Source organism: Pseudomonas sp. B21-056, assembly GCF_026016325.1.
Classification (GTDB): domain Bacteria; phylum Pseudomonadota; class Gammaproteobacteria; order Pseudomonadales; family Pseudomonadaceae; genus Aquipseudomonas.
Window position 1 is genome coordinate 1,713,706 of the sequence record NZ_CP087203.1, and the last position, 26,491, is coordinate 1,740,196.

20 protein-coding genes and 1 pseudogene are annotated in these 26,491 nt (G+C 60.0%); all 21 read left to right on the forward strand.

Annotated elements, in window-relative coordinates:
• The first annotated feature begins 49 nt into the window (after nucleotides 1-49).
• Complete coding sequence (locus tag LOY67_RS07660) at nucleotides 50-3,631, forward strand: glycosyltransferase (protein WP_265067714.1); 3,582 nt, start codon at nucleotides 50-52, stop codon at nucleotides 3,629-3,631.
• Between the two features lie 63 nt (nucleotides 3,632-3,694).
• Nucleotides 3,695-6,601, forward strand: coding sequence for a glycosyltransferase family 2 protein (locus LOY67_RS07665; protein ID WP_265066642.1), 2,907 nt, complete (start codon nucleotides 3,695-3,697; stop codon nucleotides 6,599-6,601).
• Nucleotides 6,602-6,933: 332 nt separating this feature from the next.
• On the forward strand, nucleotides 6,934-7,860 hold the full coding sequence (locus tag LOY67_RS07670) for a ketoacyl-ACP synthase III (protein ID WP_265066643.1): 927 nt from the start codon (nucleotides 6,934-6,936) through the stop codon (nucleotides 7,858-7,860).
• Nucleotides 7,861-8,193: 333 nt separating this feature from the next.
• On the forward strand, nucleotides 8,194-9,042 hold the full coding sequence (locus LOY67_RS07675; RefSeq protein WP_265066644.1) for a flagellin domain-containing protein: 849 nt from the start codon (nucleotides 8,194-8,196) through the stop codon (nucleotides 9,040-9,042).
• Between the two features lie 72 nt (nucleotides 9,043-9,114).
• A complete protein-coding gene (locus tag LOY67_RS07680) occupies nucleotides 9,115-9,480 on the forward strand; it encodes a flagellar protein FlaG (protein ID WP_265066645.1) in 366 nt (121 codons plus the stop codon).
• Between the two features lie 82 nt (nucleotides 9,481-9,562).
• Nucleotides 9,563-10,993, forward strand: a complete 1,431-nt coding sequence (gene fliD / locus LOY67_RS07685; protein WP_265066646.1) for a flagellar filament capping protein FliD — start codon at nucleotides 9,563-9,565, stop codon at nucleotides 10,991-10,993.
• A 142-nt stretch (nucleotides 10,994-11,135) separates the two neighbouring features.
• Nucleotides 11,136-11,531, forward strand: coding sequence for a flagellar export chaperone FliS (gene fliS, locus LOY67_RS07690; RefSeq protein WP_265066647.1), 396 nt, complete (start codon nucleotides 11,136-11,138; stop codon nucleotides 11,529-11,531).
• A gap of 11 nt (nucleotides 11,532-11,542) precedes the next feature.
• Entirely contained in the window at nucleotides 11,543-11,839 is a 297-nt protein-coding gene (locus LOY67_RS07695; RefSeq protein ID WP_047701652.1) for a hypothetical protein, read from the forward strand.
• A 169-nt stretch (nucleotides 11,840-12,008) separates the two neighbouring features.
• Complete coding sequence (locus LOY67_RS07700) at nucleotides 12,009-13,484, forward strand: sigma-54 dependent transcriptional regulator (RefSeq protein ID WP_265066648.1); 1,476 nt, start codon at nucleotides 12,009-12,011, stop codon at nucleotides 13,482-13,484.
• 280 nt (nucleotides 13,485-13,764) lie between these two features.
• Nucleotides 13,765-14,955 carry a sensor histidine kinase gene (locus LOY67_RS07705; RefSeq protein WP_265067715.1) on the forward strand — a complete coding sequence of 397 codons (1,191 nt, stop codon included), beginning with the start codon at nucleotides 13,765-13,767 and terminating at the stop codon, nucleotides 14,953-14,955.
• A gap of 5 nt (nucleotides 14,956-14,960) precedes the next feature.
• Nucleotides 14,961-16,340, forward strand: a complete 1,380-nt coding sequence (locus LOY67_RS07710) for a sigma-54-dependent transcriptional regulator (protein ID WP_265066649.1) — start codon at nucleotides 14,961-14,963, stop codon at nucleotides 16,338-16,340.
• 216 nt (nucleotides 16,341-16,556) lie between these two features.
• Complete coding sequence (gene fliE, locus LOY67_RS07715) at nucleotides 16,557-16,883, forward strand: flagellar hook-basal body complex protein FliE (protein WP_041020343.1); 327 nt, start codon at nucleotides 16,557-16,559, stop codon at nucleotides 16,881-16,883.
• Between the two features lie 15 nt (nucleotides 16,884-16,898).
• Nucleotides 16,899-18,683 (forward strand): flagellar basal-body MS-ring/collar protein FliF, encoded by a 1,785-nt coding sequence (fliF, locus tag LOY67_RS07720; RefSeq protein WP_265066650.1) that lies wholly within the window; start codon nucleotides 16,899-16,901, stop codon nucleotides 18,681-18,683.
• Nucleotides 18,676-19,695 carry a flagellar motor switch protein FliG gene (gene fliG / locus LOY67_RS07725; protein ID WP_003199086.1) on the forward strand — a complete coding sequence of 340 codons (1,020 nt, stop codon included), beginning with the start codon at nucleotides 18,676-18,678 and terminating at the stop codon, nucleotides 19,693-19,695. The genes fliF and fliG overlap by 8 nt, the downstream gene beginning before the upstream one ends.
• A 7-nt stretch (nucleotides 19,696-19,702) precedes the next feature.
• A complete protein-coding gene (gene fliH / locus LOY67_RS07730; protein ID WP_265066651.1) occupies nucleotides 19,703-20,518 on the forward strand; it encodes a flagellar assembly protein FliH in 816 nt (271 codons plus the stop codon).
• Complete coding sequence (fliI, locus tag LOY67_RS07735; protein WP_041020346.1) at nucleotides 20,508-21,866, forward strand: flagellar protein export ATPase FliI; 1,359 nt, start codon at nucleotides 20,508-20,510, stop codon at nucleotides 21,864-21,866. The genes fliH and fliI overlap by 11 nt, the downstream gene beginning before the upstream one ends.
• 6 nt (nucleotides 21,867-21,872) lie before the next feature.
• Nucleotides 21,873-22,322, forward strand: a complete 450-nt coding sequence (gene fliJ, locus LOY67_RS07740; protein ID WP_265066652.1) for a flagellar export protein FliJ — start codon at nucleotides 21,873-21,875, stop codon at nucleotides 22,320-22,322.
• A 103-nt stretch (nucleotides 22,323-22,425) separates the two neighbouring features.
• A pseudogene (locus LOY67_RS07745) lies at nucleotides 22,426-22,725 on the forward strand (STAS domain-containing protein); the annotation flags it as partial.
• A gap of 96 nt (nucleotides 22,726-22,821) precedes the next feature.
• Nucleotides 22,822-24,528, forward strand: a complete 1,707-nt coding sequence (locus tag LOY67_RS07750; RefSeq protein ID WP_265066653.1) for a fused response regulator/phosphatase — start codon at nucleotides 22,822-22,824, stop codon at nucleotides 24,526-24,528.
• Nucleotides 24,529-24,559: 31 nt separating this feature from the next.
• A complete protein-coding gene (locus tag LOY67_RS07755; protein ID WP_139647220.1) occupies nucleotides 24,560-24,904 on the forward strand; it encodes an Hpt domain-containing protein in 345 nt (114 codons plus the stop codon).
• Nucleotides 24,905-25,004: 100 nt separating this feature from the next.
• A complete protein-coding gene (locus LOY67_RS07760) occupies nucleotides 25,005-26,372 on the forward strand; it encodes a flagellar hook-length control protein FliK (RefSeq protein ID WP_265066654.1) in 1,368 nt (455 codons plus the stop codon).
• The last annotated feature ends 119 nt before the right edge of the window (nucleotides 26,373-26,491 follow it).

Sequence of the window (26,491 nt, forward strand, 5' to 3'; positions counted from 1 at the left end):
ACGTCCTGCTCTCGCCTGAGTTGGCGCCCAACGGTTGAGAGCCATGCGTGTGAAATCAGCTCCTCTTGTCAGCATTGCCATTCCCGCGTTCAACCCTCGCTTTTTCCGCCTCGCCTTGCAAAGCGCGCTCGAGCAGACCTACGAGAATCTCGAGATTGTCATCTGCGACGATTGCCGCACCGATGAAATCGAGCAGATTGTTCAGCAAATTGGCATGGGCTCCCATGTTGCGGTGCGCTACCTGCGCAACCCGAGTCGGCTGGGATTCCAGCAGAATCTATTGCGCTGCCTTGAAGAGTCCCGGGGCGAATTCATCAAGTTCCTGTGCGATGACGACCAGTTGCTGGCGTTCTGCGTCAAGCAGCAGGCGGCGATCTTGCAGGAGCATGCGCAAGTATCGCTGGTGATCAACAAGCATCATTTAATCGATGCAGACAATTACGCCTTGCCGGTACGTGTTGAAAACACCGGCATCACGCTGTTCGATGCGATGTTCAACGGCAGCGACATGCTGGCGTATTTTGAAAAAACCACCCGCAATATTCTCGGCGGTTTCAGTGGCGCATTAATGCGTCGCGCAGATGTCGAGGCTTTGTTGCCGGCCTTGGCCCGGCCCGGTGAAGGTTTTGAGGCTGTCCTCGATTTTGCCTTGTTCATCTGCCTGTTGCGTCGGGGTAATCTGGTTCAGCTTTACGCCGAGGGAAGCGGCCAGCGGCTGCATCCGGAGCGCCTGGCGCGTCAGGCAAAGATGCTTGACGCAGCCACGGTGGAGCTGACGTGGCTCAAGGAAATGCTGACCCAGCGCAGCGGCGAGCCGGCGCCAGCCAGTGGCTGGGTGCGCTACCTGGCGCTGGAGCACAACAAGGACCCAGAGACGTCCGAGTGGGAGGAAATCAACGTTTACTCGGTCATTGCGACTCGCCAGGGTGTCATCGGTTCGCAAGTCGGTACTGACATCGAAAGTTACGCAGACCTCTATGTGCAATGGTTGGCGTGTCGACATTTCAGCCCATTACGCAAGCAAGTCTTGTCCCGGCAGATCGCTCGCTGGGCCTATCGACCAATGATCGTACCCGTCATCATCGATGAGCAGGACGATCCTTATGCGTTGGGTATTACCCTGCAGAGCATCGCTGCCCAAGCCTATGCCTGCGAATCGGTGCTGCTGCTGTCCAATGGGCGCCAGGCCGTGGACAACCATGTCCTGCGCCTTGGCCTGCAAGCGGACTGGGTGCAGCAACTCAATGGGCTGTTGCCTCAACTGGACGGGGCTGATTGGTTCTATCTGCTGCGTGCCGGCGATCGACTGACGGAGTCTGCGCTGCTGATAATGGCCGACCGGATTGTCAGCTCGCCGGCTTCTGCCTGTATCTACAGCGATGAAGGTGCGTTGGTGGATGACAAGTCGGTGGAGCCGATTTTCAAGCCCGACTTCAATCTGGACCTGATGCGCGGTTATCCCTATGTCGGCCGGACACTCGCCTTCGAGCGTGCCCGATTCCTGGCCTCGGGCGGATTCGATTCGAGCCTGGGCGAGCTGGCGCCCCATGACTTGATCTGGCGATTGGTGGAGACGGATGGGCCGCAGGTCATCAGTCACATCCCGGAAGTCCAGGTCGAATCGATGTTTTCATTTGCCCAATGGCTGTCGTTGCCCGAGGTCATCGAGCAAAACGCCCGGCTGATCAGCACTCATCTACAGCGTATCGGTGTGCCGCACCGGCTTCATCCGGGGCCGCTCCTGGCGCTGGTCCCGCGTATCGAATACCTGTTCGATACGCGCCCTCTGGTGTCCATCGTCATCAGCGTCAAGGATGACCTGGGCGCGCTGGAACGTTGCGTAAACAGCCTGATCAGCACGACCGTGTATCCGCATTACGAAATCATCATTGTCGATAACGCCAGTGAAAACCCCGAGCTGCAGCATTGGCTACGGGCCATGGCGGAGCTGGGCAGTGAAAAGCTGCGGATACTCCTGCACCCGGGAAGCGGCAGCGAAGCCGTGATCCGCAATTTCGCCGCCCAGCATGCCCGCGGTGAGTACCTGTTGTTGCTCAACCCCAGTTGCATCCTGCTGGAAGCTGCCTGGCTGGATGAGTTGCTCAATCATGGGCTGCGTCCCGAGGTGGGGATCGTCGGACCCCGCACACTCAACCAGCAAGGCCGGGTCATTGACTCCGGCATGGTCATGGGGCTGGGTGGGTTGGCAGGCAGGGCTTTCGTCAACGAGTCGGTAACGTCTGGCGGCTATATGCAGCGCCTGCAGACGGTGCAGAACTGGAGCGCTGTCGGCGATCACTGCCTGTTGGTGCGCAAGCAGGTTCTGGAGGAAGCTGGCGGCTTCGATGAGTCGATCACTACGCAGCGGATCAACTCTCTGGAGTTATGCCAGCAGGTCGGAAAAAACGGTTACCTGATCGTCACTACACCTTACAGCGATGTCGTGCTGGCGGCCGGTGTGGAAGCCAGTCGTGATCCTGCATGGAAGCAGCGGCTGGAGCATGAACAAGAAGCGTTCTATCAGCGCTGGTTGCCCAGGATCGCCAACGATCCCGCCTACAACCGTAACCTGACCCTGACCGGGAAAAGCTTCAGTCTCGAGCCCGGACCACGCACCGGCTGGAATCCGTTGGTCACCCGCAACGTCCCTTCGATCCTGGGGCTGGCGGTCAATACTTCGGCGGTGGGGCATTACCGGGTCAGTCAACCGTTATTCGAGCTGGAGGCGGCTGGACGAATCGTGGGGCGTGTGGCCTACGATACGCCTTCGATCATCGACATCGAGCGCCAGTCGCCGGATGTGATCATCCTTCAAGGTCGCTATAACGTCGGTAAGTTCAAGGACATCACTCAGGTCAAGACTTACTCCAACGCCATGCGCATCTACGAATTGGATGACTACATCGCCAAGGTTCCGGAAAAAAACGAACACCGCCGCAACATGCCGGACAACCTTGAGGACTTGCTGCGCCAAGGGATAGGCCTGTGTGACCGGGTCGTGGTGTCAACCCATCCGCTGGCGGACGTCCTGTCCAGCATGCACCACGACATCCGCGTCGTGCCGAACATGCTGGCGGCTGGCCTGTGGAACCGGCTCAGAAGCCAACGTGCAACCTCCAGCAAGCCGCGTATCGGTTGGGGAGGGGGCACCAGCCACCGCGGCGACCTGGAGCTCATCGCCGATGTCGTCCGGGAATTGGCTGATGAAGTCGAATGGGTTTTTTTTGGCATGTGTCCCGATTTACTCAAGCCCTATATCCATGAGTTTCATCAGGGCGTGAGCCTGGCGGATTATCCGAAGAAGCTTGCCAGCCTGAATCTCGACCTGGCCTTGGCACCGTTGGAATTCCATATTTTCAACGACTGCAAAAGCAATCTTCGCCTGTTGGAATACGGTGCGTGCGGCTATCCGGTCATTTGTTCGGATACCGAGGCATACCGGGGACACTTGCCTTGTACACGGGTCCTCACCAACAGCACCGAAGAATGGCTGGAGGCAATCCGTATGCACCTGGCGGATCCGATTGCCAGCTACCGGATGGGCGACGAATTACGTGAAGTGGTGCTGCGCGATTTTATCTTGCGCGGCGACAACCTGCAGTATTGGGCCAATGGTTGGCTGCCGGATTGATGGGTTTCAACCGCGAGACTCCCGCCATCGCTGGTGCGGCCACCCACTCGTTAAGGAATGAATATGCAAAGCAATGTCCCAGCAGGATCGACTGCGCCGTTCAATGAACGGGTTACCCTGGTGCTGCTCGCTCACGACCAGTCGACTGCCTTGCGGCGGGCGTTGCGTCACTACCGCGACAGTTCATTTGCCGTACTGGTGATCGATTCATCAAGCCTGATCGACGCTGGTATCACGGCAGCGTGCCCCGGCGTGCAATACCTGCACGCGCCAACGGCCATTGGTTTCGGCGACAAGGTTCGCCAGGCTGTCGAGCGAGTCGCCACCCCTTACCTGGCGATTGCCGATGCCGAGGGTTTCCTGTTACCCCAGGGGCTCGAGCAGGCGTTGAGTTTCCTGGAAGCGCACACTGAATACGGTGCCTGCCAAGGCTATGGCCTGGCGTTCGAAGCGCATGCCGACCGTGTCGACTATTACTTGCTCGATCGCAAGGGACGTGAGGGTTACTCCAACGCATCGGCTGACGCTCGGTTAGCCGTGTTTGCCGAGGATTGCCCATCCCTGGTGAATGCCCTCACGCGCACTGAAACCTTGCGACGCAGTTACGCTTCGTTGCCCGTCGGTTTTGATTCCCGGTTGCAGGAGGCTGGCCATTCCCTTGGGGTGGTGGCGGATGCAAAGGTCCGTTTGCTGGACATTCCTTACGCTATACACGAGCGCAGTCGCGTGGCGAAGCCACGGAACCCGGTTGGCATGGCGGCTGGTACCGAGGACTTGCGAGTGGCCGCTGAACAGGAACGCATGGGCACTATGTTGGCCCAAGTCTTGGGTACTGATGCTTCGGTGCGGGAGCAGGTTCGGACCATGCTCAAGAAGCTGGTCGAACGTTCGGTGCCGCAGGCCGGGAAATTGTTCGAGTCGACCTGGGACTCACGGCGTGGCGAACCGGTTCGGCGTTTCGAGCCGACGCAATACGTTGAGTTGCCCTTTTATAACCAGGCTTTTTTCGACGTGCTCACTTCCCTGGAGTTTCTGCTTCATGCGGCGCCAAGCGGGACGGTGCAGTTGAAGGAACTGGAAGCGGTCATGCTCAAGCAGAAGGAGTTGTCTCGCCCTCAGCGCAACACCAGCGCCGAGCCGCTTGATGAACAGCTGGCGAGGGCTTTCCTGAGCTATGCCTTCAACCAGGACCTGGTGGAGCAGCTGCTCGAGGTCATGCAAGCCAAGGGTGACAAGCGCTACGTGCAAATGCTCCGGGCCTGGGAAAAACGGCTCAAGGCGGCGGCCTTTGAAAACACCGCGAGGTTGTTCGACGCCACGCGCTCCGGTCAGTTGCTGCGTTGGCTCGATGCGCGTGAACCAAGCGCCAGTGAAGCCCGGAAAGTGTCCGAATACCTGGCCAGTCGCAAAGGTGGACCGAGTTTCGGCATTTTGATCCTGGATCTGGACGCCGACCTATTCAAGATGCAGGCAACCTTCGACAGCGTGATCAATGGCTATTGCCGGGCGTTCAAGATTGTCGTGTTTACTACCGGTGACCTGCCGGCCGAGACGACACCAAAGCAGGTCCTGCATTTTGTCAAAGTCAACGAAAGCAACTACGTCGACAAAATCAATCAGGTTATCAGCCAGAGCGATTGTGATTGGATGGTCATGGCCGAGGCCGGCGATGAATTGACGCCGGGCGGTCTGTTCCGTGCGGGTGTGGAATTGTTGGCCGCGCCACAGTGCCAGGCCGTGGCAATGGATGAGGTCCATCGCCAGCCTGACGGGACGCTGGCCGATGTCTTCCGGCCAGGGTTCAACCTTGATTTGCTGCAAAGCTCCCCGGCGTTGATGGCGCGGCATTGGCTGGTACGACGCGAGATGTTGGTAAAGCTCGGCGGTTATTCGCGCGAGTTCAAGAATGCGATGGAGTTCGATCTGTTGTTGCGCCTGATCGAGCAGGACGGCCTGGAGAGGCTTGCCCACCTGGATGAGCCGCTACTGATTTGCCAGGCGCCGACGGTGGAAGACAACGCCGATGAGCGCAAGACCCTGTTGCGTCATCTGGCGGTTCGTGGCTATCAGGCCGATGTGAGCGCGGTCGTGCCGGGCACGCATAAAATCGACTATCGCTTTGCCGAACGGCCCATGGTGTCGATCATCATCCATGGTGCTTGCGAGCTGACGTCCCTTCAACGCTGTCTGCTCAGCGTGCTGCAGCGCACGCGATATCAGCGCTACGAGGTGTTGCTCTGCGCCGCCGCGGCAGACAACGCTGTGCTGCGTACCTGGCTCCAGGGGCAGGGACACCAGGCAAGTCGTGTTCACTTATTGGATATCGAGCAAGACATGGCGACGGGCTCTTTGATCAACGCGGCCAGCCAGGAGGCCAAGGGCGACTATCTGGTGACGCTGGCGGCTGACAGCGAAGTAGTGAACGTCAACTGGATCGAATCGCTGCTCAATCAGGCCTTGCGTCCGGAGGTCGGAGTGGTGGGTGCCAAGCTGATCGAGCGCGATGGACGTGTCACCCAGGCGGGCCTGATCCTGGGCTTGAACGGCGAAGTCGGCTCGGCATTCGTTGGCGAACCGAAGACTGCCAGAGGCTACATGAACAGACTTGTCGTCGAGCAGAATTGCTCGGCGGTGTCCTTTGCCTGCCTGATGATTTCCAAGCAGTTGTTCGAAGCGGCTGACGGCATAGACAGCGGTTTGTTCGATGAGGCCCTGGGAGATGTGGACCTGTGCCTCAGAGTCGGACAGGCCGGGTACCTGACGGTATGGACGCCGCATGTGCAGGTTATCCAGTCCGGCGTACTGGCGAGTAAGCCACAGGCGCGTGCGGCACTGCGTGAAAAGTGGTCCGAGGCGTTGGCCCAGGATCGATTCTACAACGGGAACCTGGCGTTGGAAGGCGCGGGTTTCGCCCTGGGACCGGTGCGCAACGTACCCTGGATCGACTTGCTGGACGCACCGGCTGCGTAACCCCAGCCGTACAAGGCTTTCCCTCAACGCCGGCAACTGAAACCTGCCGGCGTCTTCCCCCTCTGATCACGCCGCCATCTCCAGGATTTTTGTCCGGTGCTCGACACCGCCTCTGGAAGTGACACGGCTTCGTTTGTCGTGAAAAAATGCCCCTTCAGGACAAAACGGCGTGACGCATAGGTCATAAAGTGCATCTTCACTGTATTGTGTTCCATGGAGTGGAGGCTCGTCCGTTCGCCAGACCAGGCGTCCGCCCTTGGAAATCAACCATTTGAAGCGCCCCTGAGCTTTCGGGGGTGAACCTAGTCGCTGTTCATGATCGGGAAGCCATGATGATTGGCATAAAAAGCATAGCGAGTTATGTGCCGACCGCTGGTGTGGATAACTACGCTCAGGGTGCCAAATTCGAGAAGGATGAAGAGTTCATCCTTGGCAAGATTGGTTCGGCGTTCCTGCCGCGCAAAGACGCTGACCAGGAAACTTCGGATCTGTGTGTCGAAGCGGTGAACGCGTTGTTCGCCAGCAATCCCGAGCTCAAGCGCGAGTCGATCGATGCGCTGATCGTCGTCACCCAGAACGGTGACGAAGAAGGGTTGCCTCATACCGCAGCCATCGTACAGGACAAGCTGGGCCTGCCGACCCATGTGGCAGCGTTCGACATTTCCCTGGGTTGCTCGGGCTATGTGTACGGCATCTATGCCCTGAAAGGCTTCATGGAGGCCGCAGGGCTGAAGAATGGCCTGTTGGTGACGGCTGATCCTTACTCGAAGATCGTCGATCCTGAAGATCGCAACACCACCATGTTGTTTGGCGATGCCGCCACCGCAACCTGGATGGGGGAGGGGGCGATCTGGCAACTGGGCAAGGCGAAGTTTGGCACCGACGGTTCCGGAGCACCGCATCTGAAGGTCAGTGACGGCGTGTTTTTCATGAACGGGCGCCAGGTGTTCAACTTTGCCTTGCTGAAAGTGCCGGCTCATTTGCACGAACTGCTGGGCGAGTCGTCACTGCAGCCTGGCGACATCGACGCGTTCTGCATCCACCAGGGCAGCGCGGCGATTGTCGATGCCGTGGCGCGCCGTTTCGAAGACAAGCCCGAGAAGTTCATCAAGGACATGGTCGAGACCGGGAATACTGTGTCCTCGAGCATTCCACTGCTGTTGGAAAAGCATGCCCTGGATGCCAGCTGGAAGCGTGTGGCGATCAGTGGTTTTGGTGTTGGCCTGTCATGGGGCTCCGCGATTCTCTATCGCGACTGATCAAAAAACTGAGATGTGATGTGGGAGCGGGCTTGCTCGCGAAGGCGTCGGTTCAGCACAAGCTGATCTACCGCTTTCGCGAGCAAGCCCGCTCCCACATTTTTTTTGCCCACAATGTGCTGGTGCAGATTTCTGGCGCCATTTTTCGAGCCTTTCCCCTGCGCTAAGCCCTTGTTTCTCAAGGGATGGCCACCTGCTAGCAAATTTTTTGAAAAAAGCCCTCAAGCAAGCTCCCAACCCGACGATAACTATTACGAAGGTTCTCTAGGCCACACCCCCGGCGGTTGCCAAAGGGCCGGAAAGCCGCAGTACCCAACCAACGAGGAATTCGTCATGGCTTTAACAGTAAACACCAACACTACATCGCTGAACGTTCAGAAGAACCTGAACCGGGCTTCCGACGCTCTGTCCACTTCGATGACCCGCCTGTCTTCCGGCCTGAAAATCAACAGCGCCAAAGACGACGCCGCCGGCCTGCAGATCGCTACCCGTATGACCTCGCAAATCCGCGGTCAGACCATGGCGATCAAAAACGCCAACGACGGTATCTCCATGGCGCAGACCGCTGAAGGCGCGATGCAGGAGCAGACCAACATTCTGCAACGTATGCGTGAACTGGCCATCCAGTCCCGTAACGATAGCAACAGCGCAACCGACCGTGTCGCCCTGAACAAAGAGTTCTCGCAGATGAGCGACGAACTGACCCGTATCGCCAACAGCACCAACCTGAACGGCAAGAACCTGCTCGACGGTACTGCCAGCACCATGACCTTCCAGGTCGGTTCGAACACCGGTTCTGACAACCAGATCTCCCTGACCTTGAGCGCCAGTTTTGACGCCGCGGCCCTGGGTGTTGACTCGGCAATCACCATCGTTGGTTCCGACAGCGCTACTGCTGAAACCAACTTCTCGGCTGCCATGGATGCAATCACCAGCGCGATCGATACCATCAACAGTGCTCGTGCCGACCTCGGTGCTGCTCAGAACCGTTTCGCCAGCACCATCTCCAACCTGCAGAACATCAACGAAAACGCCAGTGCTGCACTGGGTCGCGTACAAGACACCGACTTCGCTGCTGAAACTGCCCAGCTGACCAAGCAGCAGACTCTGCAACAAGCTTCCACTTCGGTTCTGGCCCAGGCCAACCAACTGCCATCCGCTGTACTGAAGCTGCTTCAGTAATAGCCGGATGAGTTTTAGCGGGGGAGTGCGCTTGCGTACTCTCTCGCTTTTTCCGTTCAAGAGGTGATGGACATGGATATGAGCGTGAAGCTGAACTTGTCTTATCCTGCGGCGAAGCCGGCACCCACCGTAGTCGACAAGCCAGTGGAGAAGCCTCAAGCCGACGCTTTGGTTGTGGCGCCGGTCAAGGAAGGCCCTAAAGATGCCGCTGCCGAGCAGGAAAAACTCAAGAAAGCTGTCCAGGAGATCGAGAAGTTCGTTCAATCGGTCAAGCGTAATCTGGAGTTTTCCATCGATGAGCCTTCAGGCAAAGTAGTGGTTAAAGTGATTGCCAGTGGTTCCGGTGAAGTGATTCGCCAGATCCCGAACGAAGAAGTTCTGAAGCTGGCGAACAGTTTGAATGATGCAAACAGCTTGTTGTTCAGCGCCGAAGCCTGACAACCGGCACGAATTTTGTAGCTATGTTCTTTTGGGCGTTGTAAAGGTCAAAAGGCCGGCGACACACTGAAGGGAGTCCCACATGGCAAGTCCAATTCTACCTGGCTTGGGTCTAGGCTCTGGCCTTGATACCACTGCGATCGTCAAGGCGCTGGTCGATTCCGACAAGGCCGCCAAGCAAGGTCAGATCACCCGAGCGACGACGACGACTACCAATAGTATCTCCGGGGTGGGAACCCTGAAGTCGTTGTTGGCAGCTTTCAATACCGCCATGAAGGACTTGGCCAGTACAACGACCCCGCAATTCGCCGGTTTCGCTGCAACATCCTCTTCCCCCACCGTTCTCACGGCCACCGCCAGCAACTCTGCGGTGGGCGGTACCTATGCGATCAAGGTCGATAACATCGCAACGTCTTCCAAAGTCACCACGGCGGCCTTTGCCGGTGGCACTACCAGTGCGATTCCGAGCGGCACGTTGACCATCACGCAGAATGGCGTCAACTACAACCTCAATGTGGACGCCGGTGCGACCCTGCAATCGGTTCGTGACTCGATCAACGCGGACTCGTCCCTCAAGGCTGCGGGCTTCAGTGCCAACATCGTGACCGACTCCTTTGGTTCGCGCCTGGTGCTGGGTTCGACGACCACGGGGGCTGGTTCCGACATCTCGGTCAGTGGTATCGCTGGGCTGGAGATCGATGGGACGAACGTCGTGGGGGCCGGTGGTGCGGCACTGACGGCCACTTCGGCGGGGGCCATTGGTGCCCTGGCGCTGGATGCCAAGTTTTCCGTCGACGGCATGTCGTTGACCAGCAAAAGCAATACGGTAAGCCAGGCCATTTCCGGACTGACATTGAATTTGCTCAGTGGGGGGGCGAGTGCGACCTCGACCGTTACCGTTGCGCCGAACAATGATGGCTTGAAAGCATCCATTCAGAAGTTTGTCGATGCGTACAACGCCGTCGCCAACAGCATCACCGCGCTGACCAAGCCTTCGCTCGATGCTGACGGTAAACTGACCGTGCCGGCAAAACTGACCGGTGATGCGATGCCGCGTTCGGTCCTCGCGTCGATTCGTGGTCCGTTGTCGGAAACCGGGGCTGGCGACAAACTGACGGTGCTGGCCCAGTTGGGTATCACCACCGACCAGAAGACAGGGGCGTTGAACTTCAACAGCACCACATTCACCACAGCGATGAATGATAAAAAGCTCAGTGGTGAAGTCCAGACGATGTTCACCGGTACCAATGGTTTGCTGGAGCGTATGGGCAAGGCTATCGAACCCTACACTCAGACTGGCGGAATCCTTGATCAACGGACAGCGACGCTGAACAGAACGCAGACCCGCCTGGCGAGCGATCAGGAGGCCCTGGATCGTCGGGTCGAAACTCTGACGGCCGTACTGACCAAAAAATACAACAAGATGGATGAGCTGGTCGGCAAGCTGAAAGCCACCGCCAATAACATCACCTCCATGTTCGAGGCGATATCGGCACAGCAGAAGAACAGCTGATTCATCGAGCGATGCAAAAAAGCCCGGCAACGTTGTGACAACGTTCCGGGCTTTCGGCTTTTCGGTCTAAAGTTTTTTGACGCAGCGTCGATACGCTATTTATACGAACCGAAGTTTTTTGAGTTTTTTGATGAGGTAGAACATGAATCCGATGTTGGCCCTTCGCCAATACCAGAAGATTGGTGCCCAGGCGCAAACCTCCGAGGCAAGCCCCCATCGTCTTGTGCAGATGCTCATGGAGGGCGGGCTGGATCGTATCGCCCAGGCCAAGGGCGCGATGGGGCGCAAGGATATTGCAAACAGAGGCATTCTGATCAGCAAGGCCATCGGTATTGTCGGTGGTTTGCGTGAGGGCTTGGACCTGGAAAACCAGGCTGAGTCGGTCGCTGAATTGGATGCTCTTTACGCTTACATGATGAAGCGTCTGGCCGAAGCCAACGTCAAGGCCGATCCGAAAATCCTCGACGAAGTCGCCGATCTGCTTCGCACGGTCAAGGAAGGCTGGGATGCTATTGCCGTACCTGGTCCGCAATTCTAAGGAGTGCTCCCATGAGTCTTGTCCTGCAGCGAATCGAACAAACCCGCGATGCCTTGGTCGATGCCCTGGCCGAGCGAAACTGGGAGGCAATCGGTCAGTTGGACCTGGCTTGCCGTTCCTGCATGGAAGACGTTCTGGGCGAGGCCCAGGTGGACGAGGCGGCGCTGCGGATAAATCTTGAGCAGTTGCTGGGAGTGTATCGGCAGTTGCTGGAAGCGGCGACGGGAGAGCGTCAGGCGGTCGTCGACGAGATGCAGCAGATCCATCAAGCGCAAAACGCCGCAAAGGTATACCATCTGTTCGGTTAATGCTCAGTTAATCCGAACAAAGTGCGCCATAAATTTGACTGTGCACCGTTTTTTGACTTAACTAGTAGCTGTTTACAGATTTCAGGCGTCTACAGGCATGACAAGTCTGCAAGCGTCTAGCTTGCCCCCTAATTTCGGGCACTGAGTTGACTAGGGAAGTTGCTATTGCATGTGGCGTGAAACCAAAATTCTCCTGATCGATGACGATAGCGTCCGCCGCCGCGACCTGGCGGTGATTTTAAATTTTCTTGGCGAAGAAAATTTACCGTGCGGAAGTCATGACTGGCAGCAGGCCGTCGGCTCGCTGGCGTCCAGTCGTGAAGTCATTTGCGTCCTGATCGGGACCGTAAATGCCCCCGCGTCTCTTTTGGGCTTGTTAAAGACACTCTCAACCTGGGATGAGTTCCTTCCGGTTTTGTTAATGGGCGAAAATTCTTCCCTTGACTTGCCCGAAGACCAGCGTCGTCGAGTGCTTTCCACGCTCGAAATGCCGCCCAGCTACAGCAAATTGCTCGATTCGCTGCATCGCGCCCAGGTTTATCGCGAGATGTACGATCAGGCCCGTGAGCGCGGCAGGCATCGCGAACCCAACCTTTTCCGCAGCCTCGTTGGCACCAGCCGGGCGATCCAGCACGTGCGCCAGATGATGCAGCAGGTCGCCGATACGGACGCCAGTGTGCTGATCCTGGGTGAGTCGGGCACCGGCAAGGAAGTGGTTGCGCGCAATCTGCATTACCACTCCAAGCGTCGCGAAGCCCCGTTCGTGCCGGTGAACTGCGGTGCAATTCCGGCCGAGTTGCTGGAGAGCGAGCTGTTCGGGCACGAGAAGGGCGCCTTTACCGGCGCGATCACCAGCCGGGCCGGGCGCTTCGAACTGGCCAACGGTGGCACGCTGTTTCTCGATGAGATCGGCGACATGCCGTTGCCGATGCAGGTCAAGCTGCTGCGGGTCCTGCAGGAGCGCACCTTCGAGCGCGTGGGCAGCAACAAGACCCAGAGCGTCGACGTTCGAATCATCGCCGCGACCCACAAGAACCTCGAGAGCATGATCGAGGTCGGCAGTTTCCGCGAAGACCTTTACTACCGCCTCAATGTATTCCCGATCGAGATGGCCCCGTTGCGTGAGCGCGTCGAGGACATTCCATTGCTGATGAACGAGCTGATTTCGCGCATGGAGCACGAAAAGCGCGGTTCGATCCGCTTCAATTCGGCGGCGATCATGTCCCTGTGCCGTCATGGCTGGCCGGGCAACGTTCGTGAATTGGCCAACCTGGTGGAGCGCATGGCGATCATGCACCCCTATGGCGTGATCGGTGTGGCGGAGCTGCCGAAGAAATTCCGCTACGTCGACGACGAAGACGAGCAAATGGTCGACTCCCTGCGTAGCGACCTGGAAGAGCGCGTGGCGATCAATGGCCATACACCGGATTTCACCAGCAATGCCTTGCTGCCGCCGGAAGGCCTGGATCTCAAGGATTACCTGGGTGGCCTGGAACAAGGGCTTATCCAGCAGGCCCTGGACGACGCCAACGGTATCGTGGCCCGTGCAGCGGAACGCCTGCGCATCCGTCGCACCACCCTGGTGGAGAAGATGCGCAAGTACGGCATGAGCCGTCGCGAAGGCGATGAACAGGCGGATGATTGACGCCTGTCTCATGACCGCCTGATTTTTTGTGGCGAGGGGATTTATCGAAACGTCGCACCGCCCCGCTGGGGCGCGAAGCGGCCCTGTTTTTGCGGCCGCTATGCAGCCCAGCGGGGCGGTGCGACGTTTCGCTAAATCCCCTCGCCACAAAGCCCCCGCGACAGCTCGATTCATGTTTACCGCTTTCCGGCACGGCTATTGCTAAAGCTCTCTCAACAGTCCGTTTAACTGACGGTCAGCCAAGCGAGAGAGTTCGATGAGCCAAGCCGCCCACGTCCAGATGTCTCCTGTCCCTGAGTCGGGGCTCATGCCGTCCGCCGAGCAGGCAAGCCGGCCTGGACTTGAGCAGGCGTTTTCGCTGTTCAACCAGATGTCCAGCCAGTTGACCGATTCCTACAGCCTGCTCGAAGCCCGGGTGACCGAGCTCAAGGGCGAGCTGGCGGTGGTCAGCGCCCAGCGCATGCAAGAGTTGGCGGAAAAGGAGCGTCTGGCCAATCGCTTGCAGAATCTGCTCGACCTGTTGCCTGGCGGTGTCATCGTCATCGACGCCCATGGTTTCGTTCGCGAAGCCAACCCGGCGGCCTGCGAGTTGCTCGGGTTGCCCCTCGAAGGTGAGCTGTGGCGACACGTCATTGCTCGCTGTTTTGCTCCCCGTGAGGATGACGGCCATGAAGTATCCCTCAAGGACGGCAGGCGCCTGTCCATCTCGACACGCTCGCTGGATGCCGAGCCCGGACAGCTGGTGTTGCTCAACGACCTGACTGAAACCCGTCACCTGCAGGACCAGTTGGCTCGTCATGAGCGCCTGTCGTCCCTCGGTCGCATGGTTGCATCGCTGGCTCATCAGATTCGCACGCCGCTGTCCGCCGCGCTGCTGTACGCCAGTCATCTGACCGAACAGCAACTGCCGATGGAAACCCAGCAGCGCTTCGCTGGGCGCCTGAAAGAGCGCCTTCACGAACTCGAGCATCAGGTGCGGGACATGCTGGTGTTCGCCCGTGGCGAGCTGCCCTTGACCGACCGCATCACCCCCAAGGCCCTGCTGCAATCCCTGCAGGCAGCGGCATCGACCCATGTACGGGATCTGCCGATCCGCTGGCAGTGCGATAGCCATGCCGGGGAGCTGCTCTGCAACCGCGATACCCTGGTGGGCGCAGTGTTGAACCTCATCGAAAATGCCATCCAGGCCAGTGGCGAAGACGTACGGCTGAAGGTGCACCTGTATCGCCGCGACAATACCTTGCGCCTGTGTGTCAGTGACAATGGTGGCGGTATCGAACCAGCAGTGCTGGCGCGTCTCGGCGAGCCGTTCTTCACGACCAAGACCACCGGGACCGGCCTCGGCCTGACTGTGGTCAAGGCTGTGGCCCGTGCTCATCAGGGAGAATTGCAACTGCGTTCGCGGCTGGGGCGTGGCACCTGTGCGCTGGTGCTCCTGCCGCTGTTTTCCGGTGCGCCGGAGGTGGAGTGAAGTCGATGGCGATCAAGGTGTTGCTGGTTGAGGATGACCGGGCCCTGCGCGAAGCGCTGGCCGACACGCTGGTGCTGGCCGGGCACGATTACGCTGCCGTCGGCTCGGCGGAAGATGCGCTGCTGGCCGTGGGTCGGGAAACCTTCAGTCTGGTGGTCAGCGATGTAAACATGCCGGGCATGGACGGCCATCAACTGCTTGGGCTGTTGCGTGCTCGGCAGCCTCAGTTGCCGGTCTTGCTGATGACGGCTCATGGCGCTGTCGAGCGAGCAGTGGACGCCATGCGTCAGGGGGCGGCGGATTACCTGGTCAAGCCGTTCGAGCCCAAGGCACTGCTCGATCTGGTGGCTCGTCATGCGTTGGGCGCTCCTGTGGTCGAGGGGGACGGCCCGGTGGCACTCGAGCCAGCCAGCGCACAATTGCTTGAATTGGCTGCACGGGTCGCGCGCAGCGATTCAACCGTGTTGATTTCCGGTGAGTCGGGTACCGGCAAGGAAGTGTTGGCGCGCTACATCCACCAGCAATCCCGTCGCGCCAACGAACCGTTCATCGCGATCAACTGCGCGGCGATTCCCGACAACATGCTCGAGGCGACGCTGTTCGGCCACGAAAAGGGTTCGTTTACCGGCGCCATTGCGGCCCAGGCCGGCAAGTTCGAGCAGGCCGACGGTGGCACCATTCTGCTTGATGAGATTTCCGAAATGCCCTTGGGGCTGCAAGCCAAGCTGTTGCGGGTATTGCAGGAGCGGGAAGTGGAGCGGGTAGGGGGGCGCAAACCCATCAGCCTGGATATTCGCGTAGTCGCGACCACCAACCGTGACCTGTCCGGTGAAGTGGCAGCGGGTCGTTTTCGGGAGGACCTTTTCTACCGTCTGTCGGTATTTCCTCTCGCCTGGCGTCCATTGCGCGAGCGCACTGCCGATATCCTGCCGCTGGCCGAGCGTCTGCTGGCCCGGCACGTCAATAAAATGAAGCATGCAGCGGCCAGATTGTCGGCCGAGGCACGGGCCTGCCTGATCGCTTATCCCTGGCCCGGTAATGTGCGGGAGCTGGATAACGCCATTCAGCGTGCGTTGATTCTGCAGCAGGGTGGTTTGATCCAGCCGGAAGATTTTTGCCTGACAGGTCCCGTGGCGTGCGCGCCGTTGCCGACACTGGCGCCAGCCCCGCTGAAAGTGGAGATGGAAAGCGAGTCGGCCGGTGCGCTGGAGGATGACCTGCGGCGGCGCGAATTCCAGATGATCATCGATACCCTGCGCGCCGAACGCGGCCGTCGCAAGGAAGCGGCCGAACGCCTGGGTATCAGCCCGCGCACCCTGCGCTACAAACTGGCGCAGATGCGTGACGCGGGGATGGATGTGGAGGCCTATCTGTTCGCCAGTTGAGTTGTGTAAACCGGTAATTTCCTTGTGGGAGCGAGCCTGCTCGCGAAAGCGTCGGGTCAGCCAATGCAGATGTTGACTGGCCCACCGCTTTCGCAAGCAGGCTCGCTCCCACATGAGTTTATTGCTATCGCCATGGAGCTGGCACCCTTGTTGCTAACACCTGTGTACCCATCGAGTAAGCGTCAAAAAAACGCGGGCCGCCAGAGAGAGTAGACCATGAGCCAAGGTATTGAATTTAATCGGTTGATGCTGGACATGCGGGCCATGCAAATGGACGCCATGTCGCAGCCCAAATCGGTTGCGGTCCCCCAGGTGGGCGGCAGCAGTTTTTCCGACATGCTGGGTCAGGCCGTCAATAAAGTGAACGATACCCAGCAGGCGTCGAACCAACTGGCCAGTGCTTTTGAAATTGGCAAAAGTGGCGTCGACCTGACCGACGTCATGATCTCTTCGCAGAAAGCCACTGTCTCGTTCCAGGCACTGACCCAGGTTCGCAACAAACTGGTCCAGGCCTACCAAGACATCATGCAGATGCCGGTCTAAGGAAACTATTGAGTCATGGCAGAAGCAGCCGTAGATAACGTTCCAGCCAAAGCCACCCCGCCAGACGGCAAACCGCCGTTGTTCGGGCTGTCCTTCCTGGAAAACCTCTCCGAGATGACCATGCTGCGTCAGGTGGGCCTGTTGGTCGGCCTGGCTGCCAGTGTGGCAATTGGTTTCGCCGTGGTGCTGTGGTCCCAGCAGCCAGACTACCGTCCTTTGTACGGCAGCCTGGCGGGTATGGATGCCAAGCAAGTCATGGAAACCCTGGCTTCCGCCGACATTCCCTATACCGTCGAGCCGAATTCTGGCGCCTTGCTGGTCAAGGCCGACGACGTGGCGCGTGCGCGCCTGAAGCTGGCCGCCGCCGGCGTGACGCCTACCGATGGCAACATCGGTTTCGAGATTCTCGACAAGGACCAGGGCCTGGGCACCAGCCAGTTCATGGAAGCGACCCGTTATCGTCGTGGCCTGGAAGGCGAGCTGGCACGTACTATCTCCAGCCTGAACAACGTCAAGGGTGCCCGTGTGCACCTGGCGATTCCGAAAAGCTCGGTGTTCGTGCGCGACGAGCGCAAGCCAAGCGCGTCGGTCCTGGTTGAACTGTATCCCGGCCGCTCCCTGGAGCCAGGCCAGGTCCTTGCCATCGTCAATCTGGTGGCGACCAGTGTGCCCGAGTTGAGCAAGTCCCAGATCACCGTGGTCGACCAGAAAGGCACCTTGCTGTCCGACCAGGCGGAAAATTCCGAACTGACCATGGCCGGCAAGCAATTCGATTACAGCCGTCGCATGGAAGGCATGCTGACCCAGCGGGTGCACAACATCCTGCAACCGATCCTGGGGAACGATCGCTATAAAGCCGAAGTCTCGGCCGACGTGGATTTCAGCGCTGTCGAATCGACGTCCGAGCAGTTCAACCCCGATCAACCGGCGTTGCGCAGCGAGCAGTCGGTGAACGAGCAGCGCACCGCCAGCAATGGCCCGCAAGGCGTACCCGGTGCCCTGAGCAACCAGCCGCCATCGCCGGCCAGTGCACCGCAGACCACCGGTGGTGCTACTGCCTCCGCGAGCATGGTGCAGCCAGGCCAGCCGCTGGTCGACGCCAACGGCCAGCAGATCATGGACCCGGCCACCGGCCAGCCGATGCTCGCGCCGTACCCGGCCGACAAGCGTCAACAATCGACCAAGAATTTCGAGCTCGACCGCTCCATCAGCCACACCAAGCAACAGCAGGGCCGTTTGACCCGTCTGTCGGTTGCGGTGGTGGTGGATGACCAGGTCAAGGTCAATCCGGCCAACGGCGAAACCAGCCGTGCGCCATGGAGCGCCGACGAATTGGCGCGCTTCACTCGCCTGGTCCAGGACGCCGTCGGTTTCGACGCCAGCCGTGGCGACAGCGTCAGTGTGGTCAACGTGCCGTTCTCCTCGGAGCGTGGTGAAGTCATCGCCGATATTCCGTTTTATTCGCAACCCTGGTTCTGGGATGTGGTCAAGCAAGTATTGGGCGTGGTGTTCATCCTGGTGCTGGTGTTCGGTGTCCTGCGTCCGGTGCTCAACAACATTACCAATGGCGGCAAGAACAAGCAGTTGGCTGGCTTGGGCGATGTAGAGCTGGGAGGCATGGGCGGCCTGGATGGCGAATTGGCTAACGATCGCGTCAGCCTCGGCGGGCCGCAGAGCATTCTGCTGCCAAGCCCGAGCGAAGGTTATGACGCTCAGTTGAACGCCATCAAGAGTCTGGTGGCAGAAGACCCGGGTCGTGTGGCCCAGGTCGTGAAAGAGTGGATCAACGCAGATGAGTGATAATCGAGCCGCTGTTGCCAAATTGTCCCGGGTCGACAAAGCCGCGATTCTGCTGCTGTCCCTGGGCTCGACCGACGCCGCCCAGGTGCTGCGCCACATGGGGCCCAAGGAGGTCCAGCGTGTGGGCGTGGCCATGGCCCAGATGGGGAATGTGCACCGCGAGCAGGTCGAGCAGGTGATGAGCGAGTTCGTCGACATCGTTGGCGATCAGACCAGCCTGGGCGTCGGTTCCGACGACTACGTGCGCAAGATGCTCACCCAGGCCCTGGGCGAGGACAAGGCCAACGGCCTGATCGACCGGATCCTGCTGGGTGGCAATACCAGCGGCCTGGACAGCCTCAAATGGATGGAACCGCGGGCAGTGGCCGATGTGATCCGCTACGAGCACCCGCAGATCCAGGCAATCGTGGTGGCGTATCTCGACCCGGATCAGGCCGGCGAAGTGCTGGGCAACTTCGACCACAAGGTGCGACTGGACATCATTCTGCGGGTGTCTTCGCTCAACACCGTGCAGCCGGCGGCCCTGAAAGAATTGAACCAGATTCTCGAGAAACAGTTCTCGGGCAACTCCAATGCCTCGCGCACCACCCTGGGTGGTATCAAGCGCGCGGCGGACATCATGAACTTCCTCGACAGCTCGATCGAAGGTCAACTGATGGACTCGATCCGCGAGTTCGACGAAGACCTGTCCGGTCAGATCGAAGACCTCATGTTCGTGTTCAACAACCTGTCCGATGTCGACGACCGTGGCATCCAGGCGCTGTTGCGCGAGGTGTCCTCCGACGTGCTGGTCCTGGCGCTCAAGGGTTCGGACGAGGGTGTCAAGGAGAAGATTTTCAAGAACATGTCCAAACGGGCGGCCGAACTGTTGCGCGACGACCTCGAGGCCAAGGGCCCGGTGCGCGTCAGCGACGTGGAAACCGCGCAGAAGGAAATCCTCACCATCGCCCGCCGCATGGCCGAAGCCGGAGAGATCGTGCTCGGTGGCAAGGGCGGCGAAGAGATGATCTAAGGTCGTTATGTCTGCCAAGAGTGATGATTCACCCAGCGGCCTGATCCGCGCCCGGGACGTCGGCGGTTTCGACGTCTGGTCGCTGCCCAGCTTCGATCCCCATGTGCCGGAGCCTGAGCCTGAGCCGGTGGAAGAACTGCCGGAGATGGAGGAGGTGCCGCTGGAGGAAGTCCAGCCACTGACCCTCGAAGAAGTCGAAGGCATTCGCCAGGAAGCCTACAACGAAGGCTTTGCCATCGGTGAGAAGGAAGGTTTCCACAGCACCACGCTCAAGGTCCGTCAGGAAGCTGACGTGGCGCTGACGGCCAAGCTGCGGGCCTTGGAATCGCTGATGCTCAACCTGTTCGAGCCCATCGCCGAGCAGGACACCCAGATTGAAAAATCCCTGGTGGGGCTGGTGCAACACATCGCCAGGCAGGTCATCCAGCGAGAGCTGGCCATCGATTCGAGCCAGATCGAGCACGTCATGCGCGAGGCCCTCAAGCTTTTGCCGCTGGGCGTGGGCAACGTGCGGCTGTACATCAATCCCCAGGATTTCGAACTGGTCAAAGCCCTGCGCGAGCGCCATGAGGAAACCTGGCGCATCGTCGAGGATGAAACCCTGTTGCCGGGCGGTTGTCGTGTGGAAACCGAGCACAGCCGTATCGACGCGACCATCGAAACCCGTATCGGCCAGATCATGGCCAAGCTGTTCGACCAATTGCATGAGCAGGCCCTGCACCCGGCTACCGCCGACCTGAGCCTGGAGTTGCCGGACGAGCCCTTGGCCGCGGACGGTGCCGAGTTGATTGCTGCCGAGCCGGATGGCCGCGATGCGTCTTGAACGCACCAGCTTCGGCAAGCGCCTGGGTAGCTACGCCGAGGCTACCGAGCTGGCCGGCCAGCCGATTCTCGAAGGGCGCCTGTTGCGCATGGTCGGGCTGACCCTCGAAGCCGAGGGCCTGCGTGCCGCCATGGGCAGTCGCTGCCTGGTGATCAACGACGACAGTTACCACCCGGTGCAGGTCGAGGCCGAGGTCATGGGCTTCTCCGGTAGCAAGGTGTTCCTGATGCCGGTGGGCAGCGTCGCCGGGATCGCTCCGGGCGCGCGCGTAGTGCCTCTGGCCGATACCGGTCGCTTGCCCATGGGCATGAGCATGCTCGGTCGGGTGCTGGACGGGGCCGGACGGGCCTTGGACGGCAAGGGTGGGATGAAGGCCGAAGATTGGGTGCCGATGGACGGCCCGACCATCAACCCCCTCAAGCGCGACCCCATCAGCGTCCCGCTGGATGTGGGCATTCGTTGCATCAACGGTTTGTTGACGGTCGGGCGCGGCCAGCGGCTGGGCCTGTTCGCCGGTACAGGCGTGGGCAAGAGTGTGCTGTTGGGCATGATGACCCGCTTCACCGAAGCCGACATCATCGTGGTGGGACTGATTGGCGAGCGGGGTCGCGAGGTGAAGGAGTTCATCGAGCACATCCTCGGTGAAGAGGGCCTCAAGCGTTCTGTCGTGGTGGCATCGCCGGCGGATGATGCGCCATTGATGCGCCTGCGGGCCGCCATGTATTGCACCCGCATTGCCGAGTATTTTCGCGACAAGGGCAAGAATGTCCTGTTGCTGATGGATTCATTGACCCGTTTTGCCCAGGCCCAGCGGGAGATCGCCCTGGCCATCGGCGAGCCGCCGGCGACCAAGGGCTACCCGCCTTCCGTGTTCGCCAAGCTGCCGAAGCTGGTGGAGCGCGCCGGCAACGCCGAGAAGGGCGGCGGCTCGATCACGGCGTTCTACACCGTGCTGTCCGAAGGCGACGACCAGCAAGACCCTATCGCCGACTCGGCGCGAGGCGTGCTCGACGGCCACATCGTCCTGTCCCGGCGCCTGGCCGAAGAAGGTCATTACCCGGCCATCGACATCGAGGCGTCCATCAGCCGGGTCATGCCGTCGGTCATCAGCGCCGAGCACATGAAGCGGGCCCAGCAGTTCAAGCAATACTGGTCGCGCTATCAGCAAAGCCGCGACCTGATCAGCGTCGGCGCCTATGTGCCGGGTGGCGACCGTGAAACCGATACCGCGATCAACCTCTATCCGGCGATGGCTGTCTACCTGCGCCAGAGCCTGAACGACAACATCGGCATGGGCGCCAGCGAAGCGCACCTGCAGACCATCTTCGCCCCGGTTGCCGGCGGGTAATCGGCCGTGGCCACGAGTCGTGCGGCACGTCTGGCGCCGGTGGTGGACATGGCCGAAAAGGCCGAGAAAACCGCTGTCCAGCGACTGGCCTATTTCCAGGGGCAGGTGGCCGTCGCTGAAAGCAAGCTGGCGGACCTGGAGAATTTCCGCTTCGAATACCAGGAACAATGGATCGCGCGCGGCAGCCATGGCGTTTCCGGCCAGTGGTTGCTGGGTTACCAGGGCTTCCTTGCGCAGTTGGGCACCGCCATCGACCAGCAGCGTCAAAGTCTGGTCTGGCACCAGAACAACCTGGAAAAGGCGCGGCAGAGCTGGCAAGAAGCCTTTGCCCGGGTGGAGGGGCTGCGCAAACTGGTGCAGCGCTATATCGATGAGGCGCGGCAACTGGAAGACAAGCGCGAACAAAAACTGCTGGATGAATTGTCCCAGCGCCTGCCACGCCAGGATTCGTTTTGATCATGAAGTCGGGATTTTGTCGGTTGGGTGCTCCAAAACCTTGCTCAGTCCTTTACCAGATGCTAAACCTTGTACACGTATGTCCATGACAGGGAAGCCAACTATGTCAGTCGTTACCGAAGTATCCGATGATGGAAAGAAGCTGACGATTTCGATCAAGGGTCGATTCGATTTCGGACGGCATCAGGAGTTTCGCGAGTCCTACGAGAGGCTCAACAGGAAGCCCGAAATCTACGTCGTGGACCTGAAGGATACAACCTACCTCGACAGCTCCGCGCTGGGCATGCTGCTGTTGCTCCGTGATCATGCCGGTGGCGAAGATGCCGACGTGAATGTCACCAACTGCGGCGCGGATGTGCGCAAGATTCTCGCGATCTCCAATTTCGACAAGCTGTTCGATATCGACGGCCCGAAGGACGACAAGTCGGAGAAAGACAAGCCGCAGGCAGGGCATGCCCATCAGGACAAAGTCCATCCGGGCAAAGCCTGATCGACAGCCATGTTGTCCGATCTGGAGTCGCTGACGGTCCTGATTGCCGAAGACAGTGCCGCTGACCGACTGCTGTTGTCGACCATTGTCCGCCGCCAGGGCCATCACGTGCTCACCGCAGCCGATGGCGCCGAAGCGGTGGAAATCTATACGGAGCAACGTCCGCACCTGGTGCTGATGGATGCGATGATGCCAGTCATGGATGGGTTCGAGGCGGCGCAGAAGATCAAGCGGTTGGCCGGCGACCAACTGGTGCCGATCATTTTCCTCACGTCATTGACTGAAAGCGAAGGCCTGGCCCGTTGCCTGGAAGCCGGCGGTGACGATTTCCTCGCCAAGCCTTACAACCAGGTGATCCTGGCCGCCAAGATCAAGGCCATGGACCGTTTGCGCCGATTGCAGGCCACGGTCGTCGAGCAGCGCGACCAGATCGCCCGGCACCACGATTACCTGCTCAACGAACAGCGGGTCGCCAAGGCCGTGTTCGACAAGATCGCCCATTCCGGCTGCTTGAGTGCGCCGAATATCCGCTACCTGCAATCGCCCTACGCCCTGTTCAATGGCGACCTGCTGCTGGCTGCGTTCAATCCGGCCGGCGATATGCACATCCTGCTGGGGGATTTCACCGGGCACGGCTTGCCGGCGGCGGTCGGTGCGATGCCGCTGGCGGAAGTGTTCTACGGCATGACCGCCAAAGGCTATGGCCTGGCGCAGATCCTGCGGGAGATGAATGCCAAGCTCAAACGCATCCTGCCGGTGGATATGTTTTGTTGTGCGACGCTGCTCTGCCTGGGTTTCCAGCGCTGCACCGTGGAAATCTGGAATGGCGGCATGCCCGATGGCTACCTGCATGACAGCCTCAGCGGCGTGCGCACGCCGCTGCCGGCACGGCACCTGCCATTGGGGGTGCTCACGCCGCAATTATTCGATGATCGTACCGAAGTGCATCCCATGGCGGTGGGTGACCGGATATTCCTGCTATCTGACGGCGTCATCGACACCAGCGATGCCGATGACCAGTTGTTCGGTGTGGAGCGGCTGCAACAGGTGTTTGCCGCCAACCGTGAGCCCGACTGTCTTTTCGAAGATATCCAGCAGGCCCTGCGGGACTTTCGCGGCGAGGCCCGCGACGATTTCAGCATGGTCGAAGTTCGCATGGTCGCGCCGACGCAACTCAATCCGCCGCCACCGGTCTATTCCGATAGCGGCCAGTCCAGTCCGCTGGACTGGTCGGTGAGTTTCGAGTTTCGGGCCCAGACGCTCAAGCGCTTCAACCCGATGCCGTACCTGCTGCAATTGCTGCTTGAGGTGCACGGGCTCAGGGCTCAGAGTGGCGCTCTCTACAGTGTGCTTTCGGAGCTCTATTCCAATGCCCTGGAGCATGGGGTGCTAGGGCTCGATTCGAGCATCAAGCGCGACGCGTCGGGCTTTGCCCGGTACTACATGGAGCGCAGTACCCGACTGGATGAACTGGACACCGGTCACATCCGGGTACACTTGCATGTCACACCCCACGGCGACGGTGGTCGCCTGGTGATCGAGGTCGAGGACAGCGGTCAGGGCTTTGATGTCGGTCGTGTGCTGGCCCGGCCGCTGGACAGTGATCGGTTGTCGGGACGTGGTGTAAGCCTGGTGCGTCAGTTGAGTCACCAGGCCCGTTGGTCAGACGATGGTCGTAGTGTCCGTGTGGAGTTTTTCTGGGAGGCTCTGGCATAATCCGCGCCACTCTTGATCAGGGAGCGAACAAGTGAACGAGATTCATCTGGACCGTGACGTGCTCAGCACGTTGAAGGAAGTCATGGAGGAAGGGTATCTGGAATTACTGGATACGTTTCTCAATGACTCAGAGGCACGCCTGCGCGTGCTGCATGAAGCCCGCGATGCCGAAAAGCTGAGCGCCACCGCCCACAGCTTCAAGGGCAGCAGCAGCAACATGGGCGCCATCCGCCTGGCCGAACTGTGCGGTGAGCTGGAACAGCGTGCCAAACAGCCCTCCCTGGGGGGCATCGAGAAGCTGGTCAGCGAAATCGACAGCGAATTTGCTCATGTCCGCAATCTTTGCAGGGAAGAGCGCGAAGGCTTTCACTGCTGAACGTTGACTACCGGGCGTCGCCACTGTCCAGGCGTTGGCCCATCCCTTGCATTGTCCAGTCTCGACTGTACCTATGATTTCAGTGCAGCGGAGACCTTTTATGCCCGTTACGCCCAATACACTGCTTCAGGCCACTGCCCAGGCCAAGCCGCAGGCCGCCGTCAATCCGCCGGCAGCGGCTCCGGACCTCGGCACTAGAGCCTCCAGCTTCGCTCAGGTCTTCGCCCAGCAGGCGCCCGTCAAATCCTCGTCGTCCCCTGAGCCATCCATGAAGCCGGTGCGCGATAAGCCCGACAACAGCGTCAAAAAGGACGCTGGTGATGAAACGGCTGCCGCCCCGGAGCCGACGGTTGCCGATAGCGGCAAAGCCTTGCCTGCCGACAAGCCGGTCAAGGCCGATGACACGGCTGACAATGACGACAATGCCGCCTCCGACACCGAAAACCCGGTGGCGGACGCGGCGCCTGCCGATCCTGCCGTCGACCCGATGTTGCCGCCGGAGGTGGTTGCGCCTGTGGTTCAAGCCGACGTGGTGCCCGTGCCTGTGGTGGACGCCGCGACGGTGCCGCAAGTAGCGGCTACGGTGGCGGCCCCGGTCGTTCCGCTGGCTGTGGCAGCCCAGGCTGCGCCGCCGGTGGATCCGGAATTCGACCCCGATGCCGATCCGCTCGATGCCTTGCCGGCGTTGCGACTGGCGATGGAGCAGGGCGGCCACGTTTCCGCTACCAGCCAGTCGAAGACAGTCACCCCCGCTCCGCTCGACGGTGAGCCGACGTCGGCCCAGACATTTGCCGCCGGCATGGCAAGCATGCTCACCGTGCAAGCCGACCAGAACAGTACCGGCCCTGGCAGCCAGGGTGGGGAAAAGGCCTTCAGTGGCCTGATCGGCGAGGGGCTCAAGGATCTGGGCTCGGCTACCAGCGACACCCGCGTGGATGATTTCGCCAACCGCCTGGCGGCACTGACCCAGGCCGCTACGCCCAAGACCGCCAATGCGGTGCCGGTCAACCAGCCCATCGCCATGAACCAGAGTGGCTGGACCGAAGAGGTGGTCAACCGGGTGATGTACCTGTCGAGCGTCAATCTCAAGGCAGCCGACATCCAGTTGCAACCCGCTGAACTCGGTCGCCTGGACATCCGGGTGAACATGGTGCCGGATCAACAGACCCAAGTGACGTTCATGAGTGCCCACACCGGCGTTCGCGAAGCCCTCGAAGGCCAGTTGCATCGCTTGCGGGACAGTTTCGCCCAGCAGGGCATGGGCCAGGTCGACGTCAACGTGTCCGATCAGTCCCGTGGCTCGCAGAACCAGAACCAGCAGGCGCAGCAGCAGGCCCAGGCCGGACGGACGTCGTCATCCGGTGGACGGGTGGATTCGGCAGATGAACACCTGCCGGCCAGCGTTGCTGAAGTGGCGGCCGCTACCACCAGCGTCATTGGTACCAGCGCGGTCGATTACTACGCCTGACCCGGCGCACTACATCCTGTGGGAGCGAGCCTGCTCGCGATAGCGATAGATCAGTTGAACATTAGTCGACTGACACACCGCCTTCGCGAGCAGGCCCGCTCCCACAGTTGTTTTCGGGT